Genomic DNA, 19,271 nt, shown 5'->3' on the forward strand with positions numbered 1-19,271 from the left:
AGCTTTCCGCAATGGAACGCCGGGCGGGCGGCGCCTACGTTGGATCGCATGAGCCGTCGCTACCTGATGTGTCGACCTACGCACTTCGCCGTTGACTACGCGATCAATCCCTGGATGGACCCGACCGCGCCCGTCGACGCCGACCTCGCCGTCGCGCAATGGACCCGGCTGCACGAGCTCTACCTGTCGCTCGGCCACACCGTCGACCTCATCGACCCGGTGCCCGGCCTGCCCGACATGGTCTTCGCCGCCAACGGCGCCACCGTCGTCGACGGGGTCGTCTACGGCGCGCAGTTCCGCCACCCGGAGCGCGCCGACGAAGGCCCCGCCTACCTCGCCTGGTTCGAGCGCAACGGGTTCCAGGTCCACCCGGCGAAGAGCATCAACGAGGGCGAAGGCGACATCCTCCTCGCCGGCGAGCACCTCCTCGCCGGCACCGGCCTGCGCACCGAGCTCGCCGCGCATGCCGAGGCGCAGGAACTCTTCGGGCGGCCGGTGATCACCCTGCAGCTCGTCGACCCGCGCTACTACCACCTCGACACGGCGCTGACCGTCCTGTCGCCGACCAATGTCGCCTACTACCCGGGCGCGTTCTCGCCGGGCAGCCAGGCGGTGCTGCGCCGCCTGTACCCCGAAGCCGTCATCGCGACCGCCGACGACGCCGCCGTCCTCGGCCTGAACGCCGTCAGCGACGGCCACCGGGTCGTCCTGCCATCCGCCGCCACCCGCCTCGCGCGGGAGCTAGCGTCGAAAGGGTTCCAGCCGGTGCCAGTCGACGTGTCCGAACTGCACAAGGCCGGCGGCGGCCCGAAGTGCTGCACGTTGGAGGTGCGCGCATGACCACCGCTGTTTCCTCGTCGACCGGCCCCTTCCTGGACCAGGCCGAGCGCTGGACCGCGCACAACTACCACCCGCTGCCCGTCGTCATCGCCTCCGGTGAGGGCGCCTGGGTCACCGACGTCGACGGCCGCCGCTACCTGGACTGCCTCGCCGGCTACTCCGCGCTCAACTTCGGCCACCGCCACCCGGCGCTCATCGCCGCCGCACACGCCCAGCTGGACCGGATCACGCTGACCAGCCGCGCGTTCGTGCACGACCAGTTCGGCCCCTTCTGCGAGGAGCTGGCCGCGCTGTGCGGCAAGGACCTCGTCCTGCCGATGAACACCGGCGCCGAGGCCGTCGAGACCGCGATCAAGGTGGCCCGCAAGTGGGGCTACAAGGTCAAGGGCGTCCCCGACGGCCAGGCCACCATCGTCGTGGCCGCCGACAACTTCCACGGCCGCACCACCACGATCATCAGCTTCTCCACCGACCCCGACGCGCGCGCCGACTACGGCCCCTACACGCCCGGGTTCCGGATCGTGCCGTACGGCGACCTGGACGCCCTCACGTCGGCGATCGACGACACCACCGTCGCCGTGCTCATCGAACCCATCCAGGGCGAGGCCGGCGTCCTCGTCCCGCCACCGGACTACCTGCCCGGCGTGCGCGACGTGTGCACCGTGAAGAACGTGCTGTTCATCGCGGACGAGGTCCAGTCGGGCCTGGGCCGGACCGGTTCGACCTTCGCCTCGTCGCCGGTCGTCCCCGACATGTACGTGCTGGGCAAGGCCCTCGGCGGCGGCATCGTGCCCGTGTCGGCGGTCGCCGCCTCGCACGACATCCTGGGCGTGCTGCGCCCCGGCGAGCACGGCTCCACGTTCGGCGGCAACCCCCTCGCGTGCGCCGTCGCCCGTGCCGTCATCGCGCTGCTGAACACCGGCGAGTTCCAGGCGAACGCGCGGACCGTCGGCGCCCACCTGCACGAGCGGCTCAACGCCCTGGTCGGCCACGGCCTGACCGCCGTCCGCGGCCGCGGCCTGTGGGCCGGCATCGACATCGACCCCGCCCTGATGACCGGCCGCCAGGCCTGCGAGGCCCTCATGGCCCGCGGCGTCCTGGCCAAGGACACCCACGGCTCGACCCTGCGCCTGGCCCCGCCGCTGCACGTGACCGCGGAGGACGTGGACGTCGCCGTCGACGCCCTCCACGCCGTCCTGAAGTCCTGACACCCGCGCTTCCCTGCGCTTTCCTGCGCTGTTTCAAGGCCGCCCCCGGTCCGCATCTGACCTGGGGCGGCCTTCTTGTTGCGGAGGGTACTGTTCTGCTTACCGGATTGGAGATCGATTAGGTGGCTGTTGGTACGGTCTAGGAAGCAGTCACCGGGACCGTCGAGCCGTCACGTCGACTTCGCCGCCTGCAGTGGACGACGCCCCGCGGCTCGCCGCAGCACTCGTCGGCCGCCTCACGCGTATCGCGCGCGTGTCGCGCGATAGCCCGGCGCGCTGCTCGCCACGGCGCAACGCACCGCTGCGGGCGATCGGGTGCGGCGGAAGGTGCGGCGGAAGGTGCAGGCGGTCGGGTGCGGCGGAAGCGACGCCCGGCCCAGCCGCGATGCGGAGTGCCTGCCGCCGCAGTGCAGGACTGGCAGTGGGTCCCGCACCACCGACGAGGGCGCCGTTCGGCCACAGCGACACAGCGGCCGGCGGTTCGGGCTCGTGGTGCGGGCGGGCGGTGGACGACGTCGCCAGCCTGGCCAGGGCCGAGCCGTCGTCAGGCGTCTTGCCCATGTCATGCCGCCCATGTCATGCCGCGTCGCTCGGCCGCGTCGCTCGGCCGCGTCGCTCGGCCGCGTCGCTCGGCCGCGTCGCGCTGCTCGTCCGCGCGAGGCGCTGCTGCAGGTGTCAGGAGCGGTGGAAGAGGCAACCGAATCAGCCGCGGTGTTGGCGTGGGGGTGGCCGGCGTGTCGGGCCCGTGCAACGGGGAGTGGTGGGCGACGCCTCCGGCCGGCCGGGCTGCGCCGTCATCAGCGGCTGTCTTACGCGCGTCACGCCGCCTGATCCTGCCGCCCACGCCGCGCTGCCGCTCACGTCATGCCTCAAAGCCCTCTGCGTCGTCGCCGGGCGGCTCGTTGAACGGCTCTGGACCGTCATGCACCGCGGCATGCCCTATGTCATCTGCGACACCGACGGCCGACCGGTCACCCCCGACCAGGCAGGCCAAGAGCATCATCGCCGAGCAGTGGACCGTGACCGAGGACGTCCGACGCCGACGCCGCAGCAGCAAGACCAAGGCGGGGAAGGCCCCTCAGCAAGCCCACACAGGGCATGACAGGTCACGCGCACAAGGCGCGGACAAACGAGGCAACCTTCCCCACCAACGATCCTCCGACCGGAAACCAGCCCGGTCACGCCGGGCCTTGACAGCCGATCCCCGATAGGGAATCAGGGGCGGTGGAAGAGGCGGCCGAACCAGCCGCGGGGTTCGGGGGGTGTGGCGGGTGGGGTGGGTTCGTGGAACGGGCATGAGGGTGGGGCTTCAGAAGGCTCGGCGGTGTTCGGGGAGCGGCCGCGGCGGCCGAGGTCGCGGGCCTCGGAGTCCAGGTAGAAGGCGGGTCGCTGGTCGGCCTCGTGGTAGTAGCGGTGGAAGACGCCGGTGGTGGAGCCGCTCATCGGGGGGACGATCCAGGACCAGTCGGCGGGGACCTCGCGGCCGGCGCGTTCCTCGCTGGCGATGTGGGCGAGGAAGCGCTCCGACTCGGAGTGGTGGTCGCTGATGCGGGCGCCCGCCTGGTCGAAGGACCACAGGACGGCGCGGTTGAGTTCGAGGAGGGCGCCGTCGCGCCAGAGGGAGCGTTCGGTGCTGGTGTCCAGGCCCATCCGTTCGGCGATGACCGGCAGCAGGTTGTAGCGGTCGGGGTCGGCGAGGTTGCGGGCGCCGATCTCGGTGCCCATGTACCAGCCGTTGAAGGGGGCCAGGGGGTAGTCGACGCCGCCGATGGTGAGGCGCATGTTGGCGATCGCCGGGACGGCGTGCCAGCGCAGGCCCAGCTCGGCGAACCAGCGCAGCGTCGGGTGCTCGATCGGCACCTCCCAGACCGCGTGCTCGGGCAGGTCGTACAGGTTGACGTCGCCGCCGGGGCCCTCGATGGCGAGGGGGAGCACGTCGAAGGGGTTGTCCGGTTTGCCCCGCCAGCCGTACTGCTGCAGGGTCTCGGTGAACTGGGTGTTGCGCGGGTCGCCGGTGATCAGGCCGTCGGGCTCGCGATGGCCGGCGTACCGGATGAGCTGCTCGTTCCACAGCCGGGCGGAGGCGCGGCCGGGGACGTGCTGCGCGAAGACGGAGATCACGGGGCGGATCACGTTGCGTTCGCGCTGGCCGGCGAGGCGGAGGTGGCGGACGAGCTCCTCGAAGATCTCGTCGGGGGCGCCGACCTTGCGCAGGTCGCGCACGACGAGGCTGCGCCAGTAGAGCCGGCCGATGCAGCGGCTCGCGTTGCGCCACGCCACCCGGCAGCCGAAGACCAGCTCGGCGTACGTGTGGGTGTACGTGCCCGTCTCGGCGATCTCGTCGACGACGCGGGCGAGGCGCTCCCGGACGTCGCCGCGCTGCGGGTTCTCCCGGTGGAACAGGTCGAGGAAGTCCTCGGCCTCGCGGGTATCCACGGGCTGCCGCGGATCCCACTGCTGACCTGGCATGTCACGGTATCCAGGCACACTCATACTGGCCTCCCAACGCCGACGGGGGTCCCGACGCGGCAAGGAGTTCATGTTGTGTGCCGGGCCATCGTGAGAGTCGCACACCGTGTGCGCAACATGTCGGGCAGTCAGCAATGCAAGGTGCAAAACGGCATGGCACCCCGGCCGAAAGGACGACCGGAGTGCCATGCGGAGACGCCGTGCAGCGCCGGGACGCTAGCCTGACGCGACCCGCCGCAGCCGGGCCAGGTAGGTCTGCGCGACGACGACGAGCGCGATGAACGCCCCGCTGATCACCGTCTGCCACGCCGACGTGATCTTGCCGTCCTGGTTGATCAGGTTCTGGATCACCTGGAGCAGCAGGACGCCGGCGATCGTGCCGCCGAGGGTGCCGGCGCCGCCGGTCAGCAGGGTCCCGCCGACGACGACGGCGGCGATCGCGTCGAGCTCCATGCCGGTGCCCAGCACGGTGACGCCGGAGCCGAGCCGCGCGGCGTTGATCGCCCCGGCGAGGCCGGCGAGCAGCCCCGACAGGACGTAGACCTTGATCTGGGTGCCGCGGATCCGCACGCCCATCAGCCGGGCCGCGTCCTCGCTGCCGCCGAGGGCGTAGACGGACTGGCCGAAGCGGGTGCGGTACAGCGTGATCATGCCGATCACGAAGAGCACCACGACCAGGTAGACGGAGTATTTGACGCCGAGCAGCTCGCCCTTGCCGAAGTCCTTGAAGGCGCCGGGGTCCACGAGGTACGTGGTGCCGCCCTCGTTGGACAGGGCGAGCATGAGCCCGCGTGCGCCGAGCAGCCCGGCGAGGGTGACGATGAACGGCGCCAGCCTCGCGTACGCGATGACGAGCCCTTGCACGAGCCCGAACACCCCGCACACGGCGAGCGGCACGGCGAACGCGGCGGCGACGCCGTACTGCGACGCCCACGCGGCGAGGACCCCGCCGAGCACGTAGAGGGAGCCGACGGACAGGTCGATCCCGCCGGTGATGATCACGAAGGTCATGCCGAGCGCGATGAGGGCCGCCGGCGCCGCCGAGACGAGGATGGTGGCGGCGTTGTCGAAGCTGCGGAAGTTGTCGTACGCGACGAGACCGACGACGAGCACGATGCCGAGGACGGCGAGGGCGCCCTGGCGCTGGACGAGCTCGACGATCCGCTCGGTGCGCAGCGAGGCCGCCTCGGCCTTCTCGAGCTGGGGTTCGGCGACGAGGGTCATCGGGTCCTCCGTTCGCGGGCCGTGTAGACCGCGACCAGGATGATGACCGCCTGGACCATCTGGGCGGTCGAGTCCTTCAGGTTGTTGGCGATCATCGTCGCGGTCAGCAGCTGCATGAGGAACGCGCCGGCGACGGTGCCGAGGACGCGGACCTTCCCGCCGGTCAGCGGCGTGCCGCCGACGACGACGGCGGTGATCGCGGACAGCTCGATGAGCAGGCCGATGCGGGACGCGTCGGCGGAGCCGATCCGGGACACCTGGATCACGCCGGCGACGGCGGCGAGGACCGCGGCGATCATGTACACGCCGACCAGGACCCGCTTGACGGGGACGCCGGCGAGCTGCGCGGCGGCCCGGTTGTCGCCGATGGCGAGCAGCCGCCGGCCGAACACGGTCCGCCGGACGACGAACCCGACGACGACGGCGAGGACGGCGGCGATCCACACCGTGTAGGGCACGCCGAGGAACGCGTCGGTGCCGATGGCGAGGAAGTCCTTGTCGCGGATGTCCTTGTACTTGCCGTTGGACACGACCAGGGCGACGCCGCGGCCGGCGACGAGCATGGCGAGGGTCGCCACGATCGGCTGGAGGCCGACGAACGCGACGAGGCCGCCGTTGATGAGCCCCACGACCACGCCGCCGACGAGGGCGAGCACGATCGCCGGGACCATCCCGTACCCGAGGTACAGCGGGATGAGGGCGGCGCCGAGCGCCATCACGGACCCGACCGACAGGTCGATGCCCTCGGTGCCGATGACGAGCGCCATGCCGAGCGCGACGATGACGACCGGCGTCACCTGGACCAGCTGGATGCGCAGGTTGTTCCAGGCGAGGAAGTTGTCGGTGTAGACGATGTTGAACAGCACCAGGGCGGCGAGGGCGACGTACACCCCGTACAGGGGCAGCAGCCGGCGGACCGTGGCGCTGTTGAACGACGAGGAGGAGGACACGGCGGTGGTCATGACGCCGCCGTCGCGATCACGTTCATCAGATGCTCCGTTGTCACTTCTTCGCCGCGCAGCATGCCGGCGACGGCGCCGTCGCGCAGCACGACCACACGGTCGGAACCCTCGATGAGCTCCTCGGCGTCGGAGGAGACCAGCACGACGCCGAGGCCTTCGGCGGCCAGCTCGTCGATGAGCGCCTGGACCTCCGCCTTCGCGCCGACGTCGATGCCGCGGGTGGGCTCGTCCAGCAGCAGGACCTTCGGGCCGGTCGCGAGGAGGCGGGCGAGGAGGACCTTCTGCTGGTTGCCGCCGGACAGGTCGCCGACGCGCTGGTGCGGGCCGGACGCCTTGACCCGCAGCCGGGTCATGAAGGTCTCGACGATCTTGTCGATCTTGCGCTCGGAGACGATGCCGGCGGTCGACAGGCGGGGCAGGACCGCGAGGGCGATGTTCTCCCGGATCGACAGCCCGAGGGCGAGGCCCTCGGCCTTGCGGTCCTCGGGCTGCACGGCGATGCCGGCCTTCAGGGCGGCGACCGGGTTGGGCCGGCGCACGACGGTGCCGTCGATCTCGACGGTGCCGCGGTCCAGCGGCAGCGCGCCGGCGACGGCCTTGATGGTCTCGCTGCGGCCGGCGCCGAGGAGCCCGCCGAGGCCGACGACCTCGCCGGGGAGCACCTCGAAGCTGACGCCGGTGAGCTTGTGCCGGCTGTTGAGGTCGGCGACCCGCAGCACGGGCTTGCTGTCGGCGGCCGCGTGCTCGCCGCCGAAGCTGGTGAAGCCTTCCTTGCGGACCTCGGACATGGGCCGGCCGAGCATGTGCGAGACGAGCTGCAGCCGGTCGAGGTCCTTGATGAGGCCGGTGTGCACGAGCTTGCCGTCGCGCAGGACGGTGACGCGGTCGCAGATGCGGTACAGCTCGTCGAGGCGGTGGCTGACGTAGATGATGCCGACGCCGCGCTCGTGGAGGCGCGCGATGACGCCGAAGAGGGTCTCGACCTCGCGGGGTTCGAGCGAGGAGGTCGGCTCGTCCATGACGACGACGCGGGCGTCGACCATGACGGCCCGGGCGAGGGCGACCATCTGCTGCGCGCCGAGCGCCATGAGGCCCAGCGGGCGGCGCACGTCGGAGGTGATGCCGTAGCCGGCGAGGATCTCGGCGGCCTCCCGGTTCATGCGGGCGACGTCGACGAGGCCGAGCCGGTTGCGGGGTTCCCGGCCGAGGAAGAGGTTCCGCGCCACGCTCATCAGCGGGACGAGGTTGACCTCCTGGTAGATCGTGGAGATGCCGGCCGCCTGCGCGTCGAGCGGGCCGTTGAACGTGGCGGGCTGCCCCAGGTGCCGCAGGTCGCCGCCGTCGGGCTGGTAGACGCCGGTGAGGACCTTGATCAGGGTCGACTTGCCGGCCCCGTTCTCACCGACGAGGGCGTGCACCTCGCCGGCGCGCAGGGTGAACGAGACGTCGTCGAGGGCGCGCACCCCCGGGAACTGTTTGCTGACGCCGGCCACTTCGAGCAGCGGCGCGTCCGGAGCGGACATGCGAGAGGTCCCATCTAGAAGAAGGCCCAGGCCGGGATCATCCCCGACCTGGGCCATGCTGCGACAGCCAGCTGCGAACGGTCAGTGGGTCAGTACGCGAGGCCCAGGTCGGCCGCGGCGTTGGCGGAGTCGTACTCGCGGTCGGAGATGATGATGTTCTCCGCGATCTCCTCGCCGTTGAAGAACTTCGTGGCGGTGCCGAACGCGAGCGGGCCGAAGCGCGGGTTGGACTCGATGACCGAGTAGATCCAGCCGTCGACGATGCCCTGGACGGCGCCCTTGGTGCCGTCGATGGTGACGATCTTGACGTCGCCGGCCTTCTTGCTGGCGCCCTTCAGCGCCGTGATCGCGCCGAGCGCCATCTCGTCGTTCTCGGCGTAGATGCCGTTGATGTTGGGCTTGGACTGCAGCAGCTGCTCGGAGACCTTCTGGCCCTCCTCGCGGGAGAACTGGCCGGTCTGCTCGAACTCGATCTTGATGTTCGGGGCGACCTTGGCGATCTGCTCCTTGAACCCGTTGGTCCGCAGCGTGGTCACGTTGTTACCGGGGGCGCCGAGCAGGATCGCGACGGTGCCGGTGTTGTTGAGGGCCTTGGCCATCTTGTCGGCGGCGCGCTTGCCCTGCTCGTAGAAGTCCGAGCCGATGAACGTCAGGAAGTCCGTGCAGTGCTTCGCGTTGATCTTCCGGTCGATGGTGACGATCGGGATCTTCTTCGCGGCGGCCTTCTGGAAGACCGAGTCCCAGCCGTCGGAGTTGAGCGGCGCGATGACGAGCAGCTGCACGCCCTGGTCGATGAGGGTGCTGACGTCGGTGATCTGCTTGTCGAACTTCGAGTCGGCGTTGGTCACCTTCAGGTTCGCGGCCGGGATGCCCAGCTTCGCCGCCTCGTCCTTGATGGACTGGGTCTCGGCGATGCGGAACGGGTTGGCCTCCTTCTCCGACTGGGAGAAGCCGATGGTGGCCGTCTTCAGGTCGACCTTCTGGCCGCCGAACTTCGTCAGCGTGCAGGTGGAGCCTCCGGCGGCGGCGGACTTCGTCGTCTGCACCGCGGCCGAGCTGTCGGCGGTGGTCTTCGCGGCCGGGTCGTCCTCGGACTTCGCGCAGCCGGTCAGCAGCAGGGCGGAGGCGCTGAGCACGGCCAGGGCGGGCCGCCAGCGGCCACGCAGATCGATCATGTCGGGTCACTCCCTTGAGCGAGGGGGACCGCGGCGCGAGGCACGCCGCGTTCGGGGTGTACCGCATTCACTCATCCTCCAACTTTTTCTGTCAAGACTTTCCACCCACCCGACCAAAACCAAACACCAACTGTCACATGTTCGAGACGTTGCCGAAGTTGTCCCGACACCGAGGCGATCGATCGTGTCCATTCGCGCCCGCGTATGCCACAATATTCAACACTTTCGATCTTACTCAACCTGGGAGCTGGGATGACCCGAAGTCCCCGGGCGCTGACGCGCGCCCTGACGGCCGCCGCCACGGCCCTGCTCGCATCAACAGTCATCACTTCGATCGCGACAAAACCGGCGTCCGCCACCGCCACCCCGCAGCCCGGTCCCGTCACCGCCCCCGTGATGGGGTGGAACAGCTGGAACCGGTTCGGCTGCAACATCGACGAGAACCTCATCAAGGCGACCGCCGACGCCATGGTGAGCACCGGGCTGAAGGCGTCCGGGTACACGTACGTCAACATCGACGACTGCTGGATGGCCTCGACCCGCGACGCCCAGGGCCGCCTGCGCCCCGACCCCGTCCGCTTCCCCGGCGGGATCGCCGCCATCGCCGACTACGTGCACGCCCGCGGGCTGAAGCTCGGCATCTATTCCTCGGCGGGCACCGCCACCTGCCAGGGCCTGCCGGCCAGCCTCGACCACGAGACCGTCGACGCGCAGACATGGGCGTCCTGGGGGATCGACCTGCTCAAGTACGACAACTGCAACAACCAGGGCCGCCCCGCCGCGCAGCGGTACAAGGCGATGGGCGACGCGCTGAAGGCCACCGGCCGGCACATCGTCTACAGCATCTGCAACTGGGGCGACGACGCGCCGTGGGAGTTCGCGCCGAACACCGGCGGCAGCCTGTGGCGCACCACCGGCGACATCAACGCCAGCTGGGGCAGCGTCACGTCGCTGCTGGACCAGCAGGCGGGCCTGGAGACGTTCGCGCGCAAGGGGTACTACAACGACCCCGACATGCTCGAGGTCGGCAACGGCCCGCTCACCGCCGACGAGAACGTCGCGCACTTCTCGCTCTGGTCGCTGCTGTCCTCGCCGCTGCTGCTCGGCAACGACCTGCGCAGCGTCCCCGCGGCCACGCTCAACGTGCTGCGCAACGCCGACGTCATCGCCGTCAACCAGGACTGGGGCGGCTCACAGGGCCGCCGCATGGCCGACTTCGGCGACACCGAGGTGTGGGCGAAACCGATGAGCGACGGGTCGGTCGCGGCCGTGCTGTTCAACCGCGGCGGCGCCGCCGCCTCGATCAGCACCACGACCGCCGCCCTCGGCATCGGCGGCTCCAGCTCGTACACCACGAAGAACCTCTGGACGGGAGCGACCGGCACCACGTCGGGCACGCTCTCGGCGACCGTCCCGTCGCACGGCGTCGCGATGTTCCGGGTGACCCGCGCCGGGACCCTCGCGGCCGCGCCCGCCGCCGGCACCCTCCAGGTGAGCGACCTGCCGTGGCTCGCCTCCAGCGGCGGCTGGGGTCCCGTCGAACGCGACCGCGCCAACGGTGAACAGGCCGCCGGCGACGGCGCCGCCCTGAACATCGGCGGGACCGCGTTCACCAAGGGCATCGGCGCCCACGCCGACGCCGCCGTCCACGTCTGGCTCGGCCGCGCCTGCCGCACGTTCACCGCCCAGGTCGGCGTCGACGCCGAGGCCGGCGCCAACGGTTCCGTGCGGTTCGCGGTGTACGGCGACGGCCGGCTCCTCGGGTACACGGGCGTGAAGACCGGCGGCCAGGCGCCCACCAGGCTGACCGTGTCCACCGGCGGCTACCTGACGCTGGAGCTGCGCGCCACCGACGCCCGCAACGGCATCAGCTACGACCACGCCGACTGGGGCGCACCCACGCTCGTGTGCGGCGGCAGCGGCGCCGGTACGGCCGTCAGCGACCGCACCTGGGGCACCGCCACCAACGGCTGGGGGCCGGCGGAGCGCGACACCTCCAACGGCGAGCAGGCCGCCGGCGACGGCAGCGTCATCACCGTCGGCGGGGTCAGCTACCCGAAGGGCGTCGGCGTCCACGCCGCCGGCGACGTCACCGTGCCCCTCGGCGGCACGTGCAGCCGGTTCACCGCCGTCGCCGGCATCGACGCGGAGGTCGGCACGTCCTCGACCGGGGTGGTGTTCAGCGTCGTCGCCGACGGCGTCACGCTGTGGACCAGCCCGACCGTGACCGCGGCGGCACCCGTCGCCGTCGACGTGGCCGTCAGCGGGCGCACCAACCTGCGGCTCGTGACCGCGGGGGCCGGTTCGATCGACTACGACCACGCCGACTGGGCCGACGCCCGGCTGACGTGCTGACTCACCTGCCTCACCTGCCTCATTTGCTGAGGCTGTAGGTGCCCTGACCGGGTGTCACCACGAAGGTGTCGGGAGGCGTGAAGCCGTTCGCGGCGAACGCCTTCCGCACCGCCGTCTCCACCGCGTCGCAGCTCTCCTCGTCGACCAGCGCCAAGACGCAGCCGCCGAAACCGCCGCCGGTCATCCGGGCGCCGTGCGCGCCGTGCTCGAGCGCCACCCGCACCGCGGTGTCGACCTGCGGCACCGTGATCTCGTAGTCGTCGCGCATCGACTCGTGCGACGCCGTCATCAGCGGCCCCGCCGCGCGCAGGTCACCGGCGCGCAGCACGTCGACCGTGTCCAGGACCCGCTGGTTCTCCGTCACCACGTGCCGGACCCGGCGGCGCATGGTCTCGTCGTCGAGCTTGGCGAGGGCGTCGGGCAGCCCGTCGACGTCGACGTCGCGCAGCGCCGTTACCCCCAGAATCGCCGCCGCCTCCTCACACGCCCGGCGGCGGGCCGCGTACTCGCCGTCGACGTGCGCGTGCGGCGCCTTGCTGTCCACCACCAGGATCTTCAGACCGGCGCCGGCGAGGTCGAACGGCACCTGCTCCGTCGCCAGGGACCGGCAGTCCAGGAACAGGGCGTGACCCTCCCGGCACAGCGTCGACGCGGCCTGGTCCATGATGCCGGTCGGGGCGCCCACGTACTCGTTCTCGGCGCGCTGCGCGAGCCGCGGCCGGTCCCGCATCGGCACGTCCACGCCGGCCAGGTCCACCAGCACGGCCATGACGGCGCACTCCAGGGCGGCCGAGGACGACAGCCCCGCGCCGAACGGCACGTCGGAGGCGATGGTCAGGGTCGCGCCCGGCACGTCGACGCCGGCCTCGCGCAGCGCCCACACGACGGCCGCCACGTAGGACGCCCAGCCTTCGACCTTGTCTTCCAGATCGAAGATCACTGTTTCGCCCGTTTGCTCGGACGTGACCTGCCAGCTTTTTTGAGCGAGCCGGCTGCCGCTCACGGCGGTCGCGTGGGGGAGGGCGAACGGCAGCACGAAGCCGTCGTTGTAGTCGGTGTGCTCGCCGATGAGGTTGACCCTGCCGGGGCTCGCCCACATGCTGGCGGCCTTCGTGAGGCGCTCCGCGGCCGTCGTCACAGCTGGACCTCCCGCAGCATCGCGGCGGCCTGCTCCGGCCGCACGTCGTTGACGAACACACCCATGCCGGACTCGGACCCGGCGAGGTACTTGAGCTTGCCCGGCGCCCGCCGGGTGCTGAACAGCTGCAGGTGCAGGTACGCCAGGTGCCGGTCGACCCGGACCGGCGCCTGGTGCCACGCCGCGATGTACGGCATCTGCAGCCCGAACATGCCGTCGAGGCGCCGCAGCACCTCCAGGTAGATCGGGGCGAACGTGTCGCGCTCCGACGGGGTCAGCGCCGGGATGTCGGGGACCTGCCGGTGCGGGTACAGGTGGACCTCGAACGGCCACCGCGCGACCGCCGGCACGAACGCCGTCCAGTGCACGTTCTGCGCGACGACCCGCTCCCCGCCGGCCCGCTCGGCGGCCAGGACGTCGGCGAACAGGTTGCCCTGCGGGTGCGCCCGCGCCGACTCCAGCATCCGGCGGGTGCGCGGCGTGACGAACGGGTACGCGTAGATCTGCCCGTGCGGGTGCGACAGCGTCACACCGATCTCGGTGCCCCGGTTCTCGAAGCAGAAGACCTGCTCCACGTCGTCGCGGGTCGACAGGTCGGCGGTGCGGTCCGCCCACGCCTCCATCACGGTGCGGACCCGGGCCTGCGACAGCGACGCGAACGACGCGTTGTGGTCGGAGGTGAAGCACACGACCTCGCAACGGCCCGCGCCCGGCCGGGTCGGCACCAGCCCAGGCAGGATGTCGCCCTGCTCCGGCCCGACCCGGTGGCTGAACGACGGGAACCGGTTCTCGAACACGACCACGTCGTACTCGCTCGCGGGGATCTCGCTCTGCCACGCCGGCGACGACGGGCACAGCGGGCACTCGTCCGACGGCGGATGGAACGTCCTGGACTGCCGGTGCGCGGCGATGGCCACCCACTCATCGAGGATGGGGTCGTGACGCATCTCTGACGCGGCGGGCGGGGGCGGCAGCTCCCGCAGGTCGACGGCGTCCCTGGACGCGTCGTCGCGTTCGTCGAAGTAGATGAGTTCCCGACCGTCGGCGAGGTGGGTGACCGTGCGCTTCACTCGTTCTCCAGTTGGGGTGGCTAACCGTTCGGATCGACCACGATGAGTTCACCGACGCGCTCAGCGAGCTGCACCCGTGCCTCGGCGGGAAGCCCGACGTCGGTGATGAGGATGTCCGCCTCGTCGAGCGGGGTGATGGTGGCGATGCCGACCATCTCCCACTTGGTGTGGTCGGCGAGCACGACCAGCCTGCGGGCGGCGGAGACCATCAGGCGGTTGGTGCCGGCCTCCATGAGGTTCGGCGTGGTGAAACCGGTGCGCGGGCTCATGCCGTGCACACCGAGGAACAGCACGTCGACGTTGAGGGAGCCGATCGCCGCCTCGGCGACCGGGCCGGCGAGGGCGTCGGACGGGGTGCGGATACCGCCGGTGAGCACGACCGTCTGGTCGGGCCTGCCGGCGTGGTACAGGGTGTCGGCGACCGGGATCGAGTTCGTGACGATGGTCAGTCCCGGGACATCGACCAGGTGCGCGGCGAGCGCCGCCGTGGTGGTGCCGGCGGACAGCGCCACCGCCGTGTGGGGTTCGATGAGCTTGGCGGCCCGCTCGACGATCGCGGCCTTCTCGTTGCGCTGACGCACCGACTTGGCGTCGAAGCCGGGCTCCTCGGTGGATCCGGGGCCGGCGATGGTGGCACCGCCGTGCACCTTGTCGACCAGGCCGCGGTCGGCCAGTGCCTCGAGGTCGCGGCGGATGGTCATGTCGGATACGCCGAACTGGCGCACCAACTGGCTCACCCGAACGCCACCGTGCCGGCGCACCAGATCCAGAATGGCCGTTTGACGTTGCTGTGCGAGCATCACGCCGTTCCCTTCGCAGGCGCAGCGGCTGGCGCGGCTGCGCGGATGGCAAATCCCATCGCAGATTCCAACGCAGACGTTACGTCGCCAGGGACGGTGTGCACCCCGGTGGCCCGGCCGAAACTGACGGCCGGGTGGACACCCCCTTGAAGGGCGGCAAGGTGCGCTCGCATGCGCTACAGCTTCGAACCTAGCCGACCAGAAGTCAACAAACTCGAACAGAGAACTGTGCGAACGGTGTTCAGAAGGGTGTGGTTCCTACCGTGGTCAAACGTTGGGTGGCCCGGGACAACGCCACGTAGAGCGTCCTGAACCCGGTCTTCGCCTCGTCCCTGATCTGCGCCGGCTCGACCACCAGGACCGCGTCGTACTCCATGCCCTTCGAGTCCAGCGCACCCACCGTCTGCAGCCGCTCGTCCAGCCCCGCGACCCACTTGGCGACCTCGTCGCGGCGGGCCGTGGGCGTGATCACCCCGACCGTGCCCTCGACCTGGTCCAGAAGCGTCTGAGCGGCCGCCCGGGTCGCCGCCTCCAGCTCCGGTGCCGTCACGGTCGTCAGTACGGGCTTCTCGTTTGAGGAGCGCACTGCCGTCGGCAGCTCGATGTCCGGCTGCGCCTTGCGGATGACCCGCGCCGCCACCTCGAAGATCTCCGCCGAGTTGCGGTAGTTCGTGGTCAGCGTGAACGCCGACCGGCGCCGGGTGCCGATCGCGCCGTCCATCGCACGCTCCGCCTCCGCCGCGTCGTCCCACGCCGCCTGCGCCGGGTCACCGACGATCGTCCACGTCGCGTTCGGCCCGCGACGGCCGATCATCCGCCACTGCATCGGCGACACGTCCTGCGACTCGTCGACGATGATGTGCGCGTAGTCGCGGTAGTCCGCCGGACGCTCCACCGCCTGCGCCCGCGCCGCCGCCATCCGGTCCGCGTACGTGGTGACCTCCCGGACCCCCTCCGCCACATGGAACGGATCCCGCGCCACCCGCTTGCGCACCGGCGGGTCGCCGAGCAGCTCCTGCAGCTCGTCCAGCAGCGCCACGTCCTCCACCGACGGGTCGTCCGGCCGGATCGACCCGGCGAGGACCGCGATCTCCCGGTTGCTCAGCACCCCGTTCGCCCACCGCGACAACCGGTGACGGTCCGTGAGCCAGCCGAGCACCTCCGCCGGCCGCAGCACCGGCCACCAGCCCCGCATGAAAGTTACGAACTCGGGCCGCTCCGCGATGTCCGGCGCGAACTCCTCCCGCTTCTGCTGCCGGCCCGACGGCAGCAGCTCCACGCTCTGCCGCCACAACGCGTCGAGCACGTGCCCGGCCGCCTTCGCCCGCGCGGCGTTGCGGCGCACCCCCAGGTTCAGCACCGTGCGACGCAGCTCGTCGAGCGCCGGACGCTCCAGGACCAGCAGCTCCCCGCGGTACAACAGCCGAATCCGCTCAGGCGAGTCCGGCACCGGGCCCCGGGCGGCCCGGCTCAGCACCCGCTGCATGCGCAGCGAACCCTTGATCGCGGCCACCTCCGGCCGCTCGTGCCGGGTGCCCTGGACCCCCTCGAGCAGCTGCCCCAGCGACCGCAGCGACGCGGTGTCCTCACCGAGCGACGGCAGCACCCGCGACACGTACCCGACGAACACGTCCGACGGGCCGACGACGAGCACCCCGCCCGACTCGTACCGGTTACGGTCCGCATACAGCAGGTATGCGGCGCGGTGCAGGGCGACCGCCGTCTTGCCGGTGCCGGGCCCGCCACGGACGATCGTCACACCCAGGCTGGGGGAGCGGATCGCGTCGTCCTGCTCCCGCTGGATCGTGGCGACGATGTCCTTCATGCCGGTGCCCGTCGCGCGCGACAGGTTCGCCAGCAGCGCCCCGTCGCCGATCACCGCCATGTCGCTCGGCGCCGCCTCCGGATCCAGCAGGTCGTCCTCGATGCTGACGACCTTCTCGTTGCTGCTGCGGATGCTGCGCCGCCGCACGACCCCCATCCGGTCGGCGGGGGTGGCCCGGTAGAACGGCGCCGCCGCGGGCGCCCGCCAGTCGACCACGAGCGACTCGTACGTCTCGTCGCGCAGCCCCAACCGGCCGATGTAACGCACCTCACCGCCGGGCACGACCGGGTCCGCGGACGCGGCGTCCTTGCCGTCGCCGGACCGGCCGTCGGGGCCGAGGTCCAGGCGGCCGAAGACGAGACCGTCGTGCTCGCTCTCCAGGGCGCGGCGGCGCTTCGCGGCGTGATACACCATCGCGTCGCGCTCCACCAGCGCGCCGAAGTTGCCGACCCTGGCGAGGCTGTAACCCTCGCGCTCGACCTCGGCAGCATTGATCCGCAGCTGGTCGAGGCGGGTGTAGACCCGGTCGAGGTAAGCCTGCTCGGCGGCGATCTCCGACTCGCGAACCGCGTCGTTCAACGCCCCACCCCTATGCACCGGGTTAAAAACAACCCTACGAGCCTACTGCGCCGCCGCTCGCGCGAAGTGGTCGCGGGGGTCTTCCCGGCGCTTCTCCGGGATCCTTGGCGAGGTTCCTCACGCTTCTACGGGGCCCTTGCCTGGGCTTCTCGCGCTTTTACAGGGTCCTTGCCGGGCTTCTCGCGCTTTTACGGGGTGGTGGCGGGGGTCTTCTCGGCTTCCTCGCGCAGTGCCCGGGCCTCCGCGGCCGCCTTGCGGCGCAGGTACCACGTCGTGGCGAGACCGGCGACGACCGCGAGCGCGAGCGCGATCCAGGAGAAGTCCTTCAGCCACTTCTCCGCCACCCGGCCCACCGAGTAGATCGCGAACACCGTGCCGAACGCCCAGGTCAGACCGCCCAGCGCATTGGCGACGAGAAACTTGCCATACGGCACCCGCAGCGCACCGGCCAGCGGACCGGCGAGGATGCGCAGCAGCGCGATGAACCGGCCGAAGAACACCGCCCACACGCCCCACCGCTGGAACGCCCGCTCGGCCTTCGCCAGGTGCGTGGGCCCGAAATGCTTCGGGAACCGCCGGCCGACCCGCTCGAGCAGGTGCCGCCCGCCCCGCCGGCCGATGAAGTAGCCGATCGAGTCACCGATGATCGCCCCCGCCGACGCCGACCCGGCCACCATCCACGGGTCGATCTTCGTTGTGACGGACAGCAACGACGCCGTGACGAGCGTGATCTCGCCCGGCACCGGGATCCCCATGCTCTCGATCCCGATCACGCCGCCGACCAGCAGGTAGACCCAGATCGGCGACAGCGTCGCCATCCATGTCTCGATGTGATGCACAGTCGCCTCCCCGCGGTCGCCCCGCTGGCTATTGTCGTGCCTTCGTGCTGTGCGTTCGCTGTGGCTCCACCTTTGCCGCGGCCTCCACCTTCTCATACCGTGGCGACCGTGACATGGATGGTGTACGGCGCCAACGGTTACAGTGGGTCACTACTTGCCCGGCTCGCGGCCGCCCGCGGTGAGCGCCCCGTGCTCGCCGGCCGCTCCGCCGCCGTGGCCGGCATCGCGGACCCGCTCGGCCTGCCGCACCGGTCGTTCCCGCTCACCGCACCCGACCTGTCCGGCGTCAGCGCGGTCGTCAACTGCGCCGGCCCGTTCGCCGCCACCGCCCGCCCCCTCGTCGAGGCCTGCCTCGCCGCCGGCGTGCACTACCTCGACATCACCGGCGAGCTCGACGTCTTCGACTGGATGCTCGCCCAGTCACCCCGCGCCGCGACCGCCGGCGTGGTCCTTCTGACCGGCGCCGGCTTCGACGTGGTCCCCACCGACTGCCTCGCCGCGATGCTCGCCGCCGCCATGCCCGGCGCCGTGCGGCTGGAGCTCGCCTTCGACGCCCCGGGCGGCCTCAGCCGCGGCACCGCCCGCACCAGCCTCGCCGAGGCCGCGTCCGGCGCCCGCCGCCGGGTGGACGGCCGCCTCGTCGAGACCCCGTTCGGCACCCCCTCCCGCACCGTCCCCTTCCCGTCAGGCCCACGCCCCGTCGGCGCCACCCGCTGGGGCGACCTCGTGACCGCCTACCACTCGACCGGCGTGCCCGACATCACCGTGTACATGCGGCTGCCCCGCAACGCCGCGTCGCCGCTCGTGCGGCTGCTCCGGCTCGCCCCGCTGCGCGCGGTCGCCCGAGCCCTGATCCCCGCCGGCGGCCCCTCCGAGACCCGCCGCGCGACAACCGGCTGCGAGGTCTGGGGCGAAGTGACAGACGCCTCCGGCGCCACCCTCACCGCCACCTTGACCGGCCCCAACGCCTACGCCCTGACCGCCGACGCCTCCCTCCGCGCCGTCCAGGCAGTCCTCGCCGGCGGCATCCCCCCAGGCACACACACCCCGGCGACCGCACTGGGCCCCGCCTTCGTACAAACCCTGGACGGCGTGACCGTCACCCCACCCCACTGACCGGCCCTGTGACGGCGGGGGTACTGTGGGTGCCACTCCGACAAGAAATTTGTTCGGCTGTGCTACGGTCGGATGAGCCGGTCGCGCCGCCGGGGTCGAACTCCAGACACTCCTCGGAGCAGACCTCGCGTCAACGCCGGTCGACGTC

General features: G+C 71.2%; 14 protein-coding genes. 4 read left to right on the forward strand and 10 right to left on the reverse strand.

Annotation, left to right across the window (positions count from 1 at the left end; all coding sequences use genetic code 11):
- Window positions 1-48 precede the first annotated feature (48 nt).
- Together ddaH and rocD are read left to right on the forward strand one after the other, a co-directional pair.
- A complete protein-coding gene (ddaH, locus tag ABD332_RS32360) occupies window positions 49-840 on the forward strand; it encodes a dimethylargininase (protein ID WP_425552322.1) in 792 nt (263 codons plus the stop codon).
- Window positions 837-2,048 carry an ornithine--oxo-acid transaminase gene (gene rocD / locus ABD332_RS32365; RefSeq protein WP_344506136.1) on the forward strand — a complete coding sequence of 404 codons (1,212 nt, stop codon included), beginning with the start codon at window positions 837-839 and terminating at the stop codon, window positions 2,046-2,048. The genes ddaH and rocD overlap by 4 nt, the downstream gene beginning before the upstream one ends.
- Window positions 2,049-3,263: 1,215 nt before the next feature.
- Here rocD and ABD332_RS32370 read toward each other — a convergent pair.
- From ABD332_RS32370 to ABD332_RS32390, 5 genes are all read right to left on the reverse strand, one after another.
- Window positions 3,264-4,541, reverse strand: a complete 1,278-nt coding sequence (locus ABD332_RS32370) for a nitric oxide synthase oxygenase (protein ID WP_344506137.1) — start codon at window positions 4,539-4,541, stop codon at window positions 3,264-3,266.
- A 192-nt stretch (window positions 4,542-4,733) separates the two neighbouring features.
- Window positions 4,734-5,741 (reverse strand): ABC transporter permease, encoded by a 1,008-nt coding sequence (locus ABD332_RS32375; protein WP_344506138.1) that lies wholly within the window; start codon window positions 5,739-5,741, stop codon window positions 4,734-4,736.
- A complete protein-coding gene (locus ABD332_RS32380) occupies window positions 5,738-6,703 on the reverse strand; it encodes an ABC transporter permease (RefSeq protein WP_344506139.1) in 966 nt (321 codons plus the stop codon). The genes ABD332_RS32375 and ABD332_RS32380 overlap by 4 nt, the downstream gene beginning before the upstream one ends.
- Entirely contained in the window at window positions 6,700-8,226 is a 1,527-nt protein-coding gene (locus tag ABD332_RS32385) for a sugar ABC transporter ATP-binding protein (protein ID WP_344506140.1), read from the reverse strand. The genes ABD332_RS32380 and ABD332_RS32385 overlap by 4 nt, the downstream gene beginning before the upstream one ends.
- 89 nt (window positions 8,227-8,315) lie before the next feature.
- Window positions 8,316-9,401: an ABC transporter substrate-binding protein gene (locus tag ABD332_RS32390; protein WP_344506141.1), complete on the reverse strand. Its 1,086-nt coding sequence runs from the start codon at window positions 9,399-9,401 to the stop codon at window positions 8,316-8,318.
- Between the two features lie 252 nt (window positions 9,402-9,653).
- Between ABD332_RS32390 and ABD332_RS32395 the strand changes: the two genes are divergently transcribed.
- Window positions 9,654-11,756 (forward strand): NPCBM/NEW2 domain-containing protein, encoded by a 2,103-nt coding sequence (locus ABD332_RS32395; protein WP_344506142.1) that lies wholly within the window; start codon window positions 9,654-9,656, stop codon window positions 11,754-11,756.
- A gap of 19 nt (window positions 11,757-11,775) precedes the next feature.
- Here ABD332_RS32395 and galK read toward each other — a convergent pair whose 3' ends face one another.
- The 5 genes from galK to ABD332_RS32420 all read right to left on the reverse strand — a co-directional run bounded on the left by galK (window position 11,776) and on the right by ABD332_RS32420 (window position 18,007).
- Window positions 11,776-12,855 carry a galactokinase gene (gene galK, locus ABD332_RS32400; RefSeq protein ID WP_344506337.1) on the reverse strand — a complete coding sequence of 360 codons (1,080 nt, stop codon included), beginning with the start codon at window positions 12,853-12,855 and terminating at the stop codon, window positions 11,776-11,778.
- 35 nt (window positions 12,856-12,890) lie between these two features.
- Complete coding sequence (galT, locus tag ABD332_RS32405; RefSeq protein WP_344506143.1) at window positions 12,891-13,964, reverse strand: galactose-1-phosphate uridylyltransferase; 1,074 nt, start codon at window positions 13,962-13,964, stop codon at window positions 12,891-12,893.
- Between the two features lie 20 nt (window positions 13,965-13,984).
- Window positions 13,985-14,764, reverse strand: coding sequence for a DeoR/GlpR family DNA-binding transcription regulator (locus tag ABD332_RS32410; RefSeq protein WP_033362424.1), 780 nt, complete (start codon window positions 14,762-14,764; stop codon window positions 13,985-13,987).
- A gap of 241 nt (window positions 14,765-15,005) precedes the next feature.
- Complete coding sequence (locus tag ABD332_RS32415) at window positions 15,006-17,168, reverse strand: HelD family protein (RefSeq protein WP_344506144.1); 2,163 nt, start codon at window positions 17,166-17,168, stop codon at window positions 15,006-15,008.
- Window positions 17,169-17,356: 188 nt separating this feature from the next.
- Complete coding sequence (locus tag ABD332_RS32420; protein ID WP_344506145.1) at window positions 17,357-18,007, reverse strand: DedA family protein; 651 nt, start codon at window positions 18,005-18,007, stop codon at window positions 17,357-17,359.
- A gap of 117 nt (window positions 18,008-18,124) precedes the next feature.
- Between ABD332_RS32420 and ABD332_RS32425 the strand changes: the two genes are divergently transcribed.
- Entirely contained in the window at window positions 18,125-19,123 is a 999-nt protein-coding gene (locus ABD332_RS32425; protein WP_344506338.1) for a saccharopine dehydrogenase family protein, read from the forward strand.
- Window positions 19,124-19,271 lie beyond the last annotated feature (148 nt).

It is taken from the genome of Dactylosporangium maewongense, assembly GCF_039531485.1.
In the GTDB taxonomy this organism is placed as follows: Bacteria; Actinomycetota; Actinomycetes; order Mycobacteriales; family Micromonosporaceae; genus Dactylosporangium; species Dactylosporangium maewongense.

Coding starts and splice junctions, on each gene's coding strand:
- galK (WP_344506337.1), bottom strand. CDS start 12,855: ATGTGGGCGAGCCCCGGCAGGGTCAACCTCATCGGCGAGCACACCGAC.
- ABD332_RS32390 (WP_344506141.1), bottom strand. CDS start 9,401: ATGATCGATCTGCGTGGCCGCTGGCGGCCCGCCCTGGCCGTGCTCAGC.
- ABD332_RS32380 (WP_344506139.1), bottom strand. CDS start 6,703: ATGACCACCGCCGTGTCCTCCTCCTCGTCGTTCAACAGCGCCACGGTC.
- ddaH (WP_425552322.1), top strand. CDS start 49: ATGAGCCGTCGCTACCTGATGTGTCGACCTACGCACTTCGCCGTTGAC.
- rocD (WP_344506136.1), top strand. CDS start 837: ATGACCACCGCTGTTTCCTCGTCGACCGGCCCCTTCCTGGACCAGGCC.
- ABD332_RS32370 (WP_344506137.1), bottom strand. CDS start 4,541: ATGAGTGTGCCTGGATACCGTGACATGCCAGGTCAGCAGTGGGATCCG.
- ABD332_RS32410 (WP_033362424.1), bottom strand. CDS start 14,764: ATGCTCGCACAGCAACGTCAAACGGCCATTCTGGATCTGGTGCGCCGG.
- ABD332_RS32385 (WP_344506140.1), bottom strand. CDS start 8,226: ATGTCCGCTCCGGACGCGCCGCTGCTCGAAGTGGCCGGCGTCAGCAAA.
- ABD332_RS32375 (WP_344506138.1), bottom strand. CDS start 5,741: ATGACCCTCGTCGCCGAACCCCAGCTCGAGAAGGCCGAGGCGGCCTCG.
- ABD332_RS32425 (WP_344506338.1), top strand. CDS start 18,125: ATGGTGTACGGCGCCAACGGTTACAGTGGGTCACTACTTGCCCGGCTC.
- ABD332_RS32395 (WP_344506142.1), top strand. CDS start 9,654: ATGACCCGAAGTCCCCGGGCGCTGACGCGCGCCCTGACGGCCGCCGCC.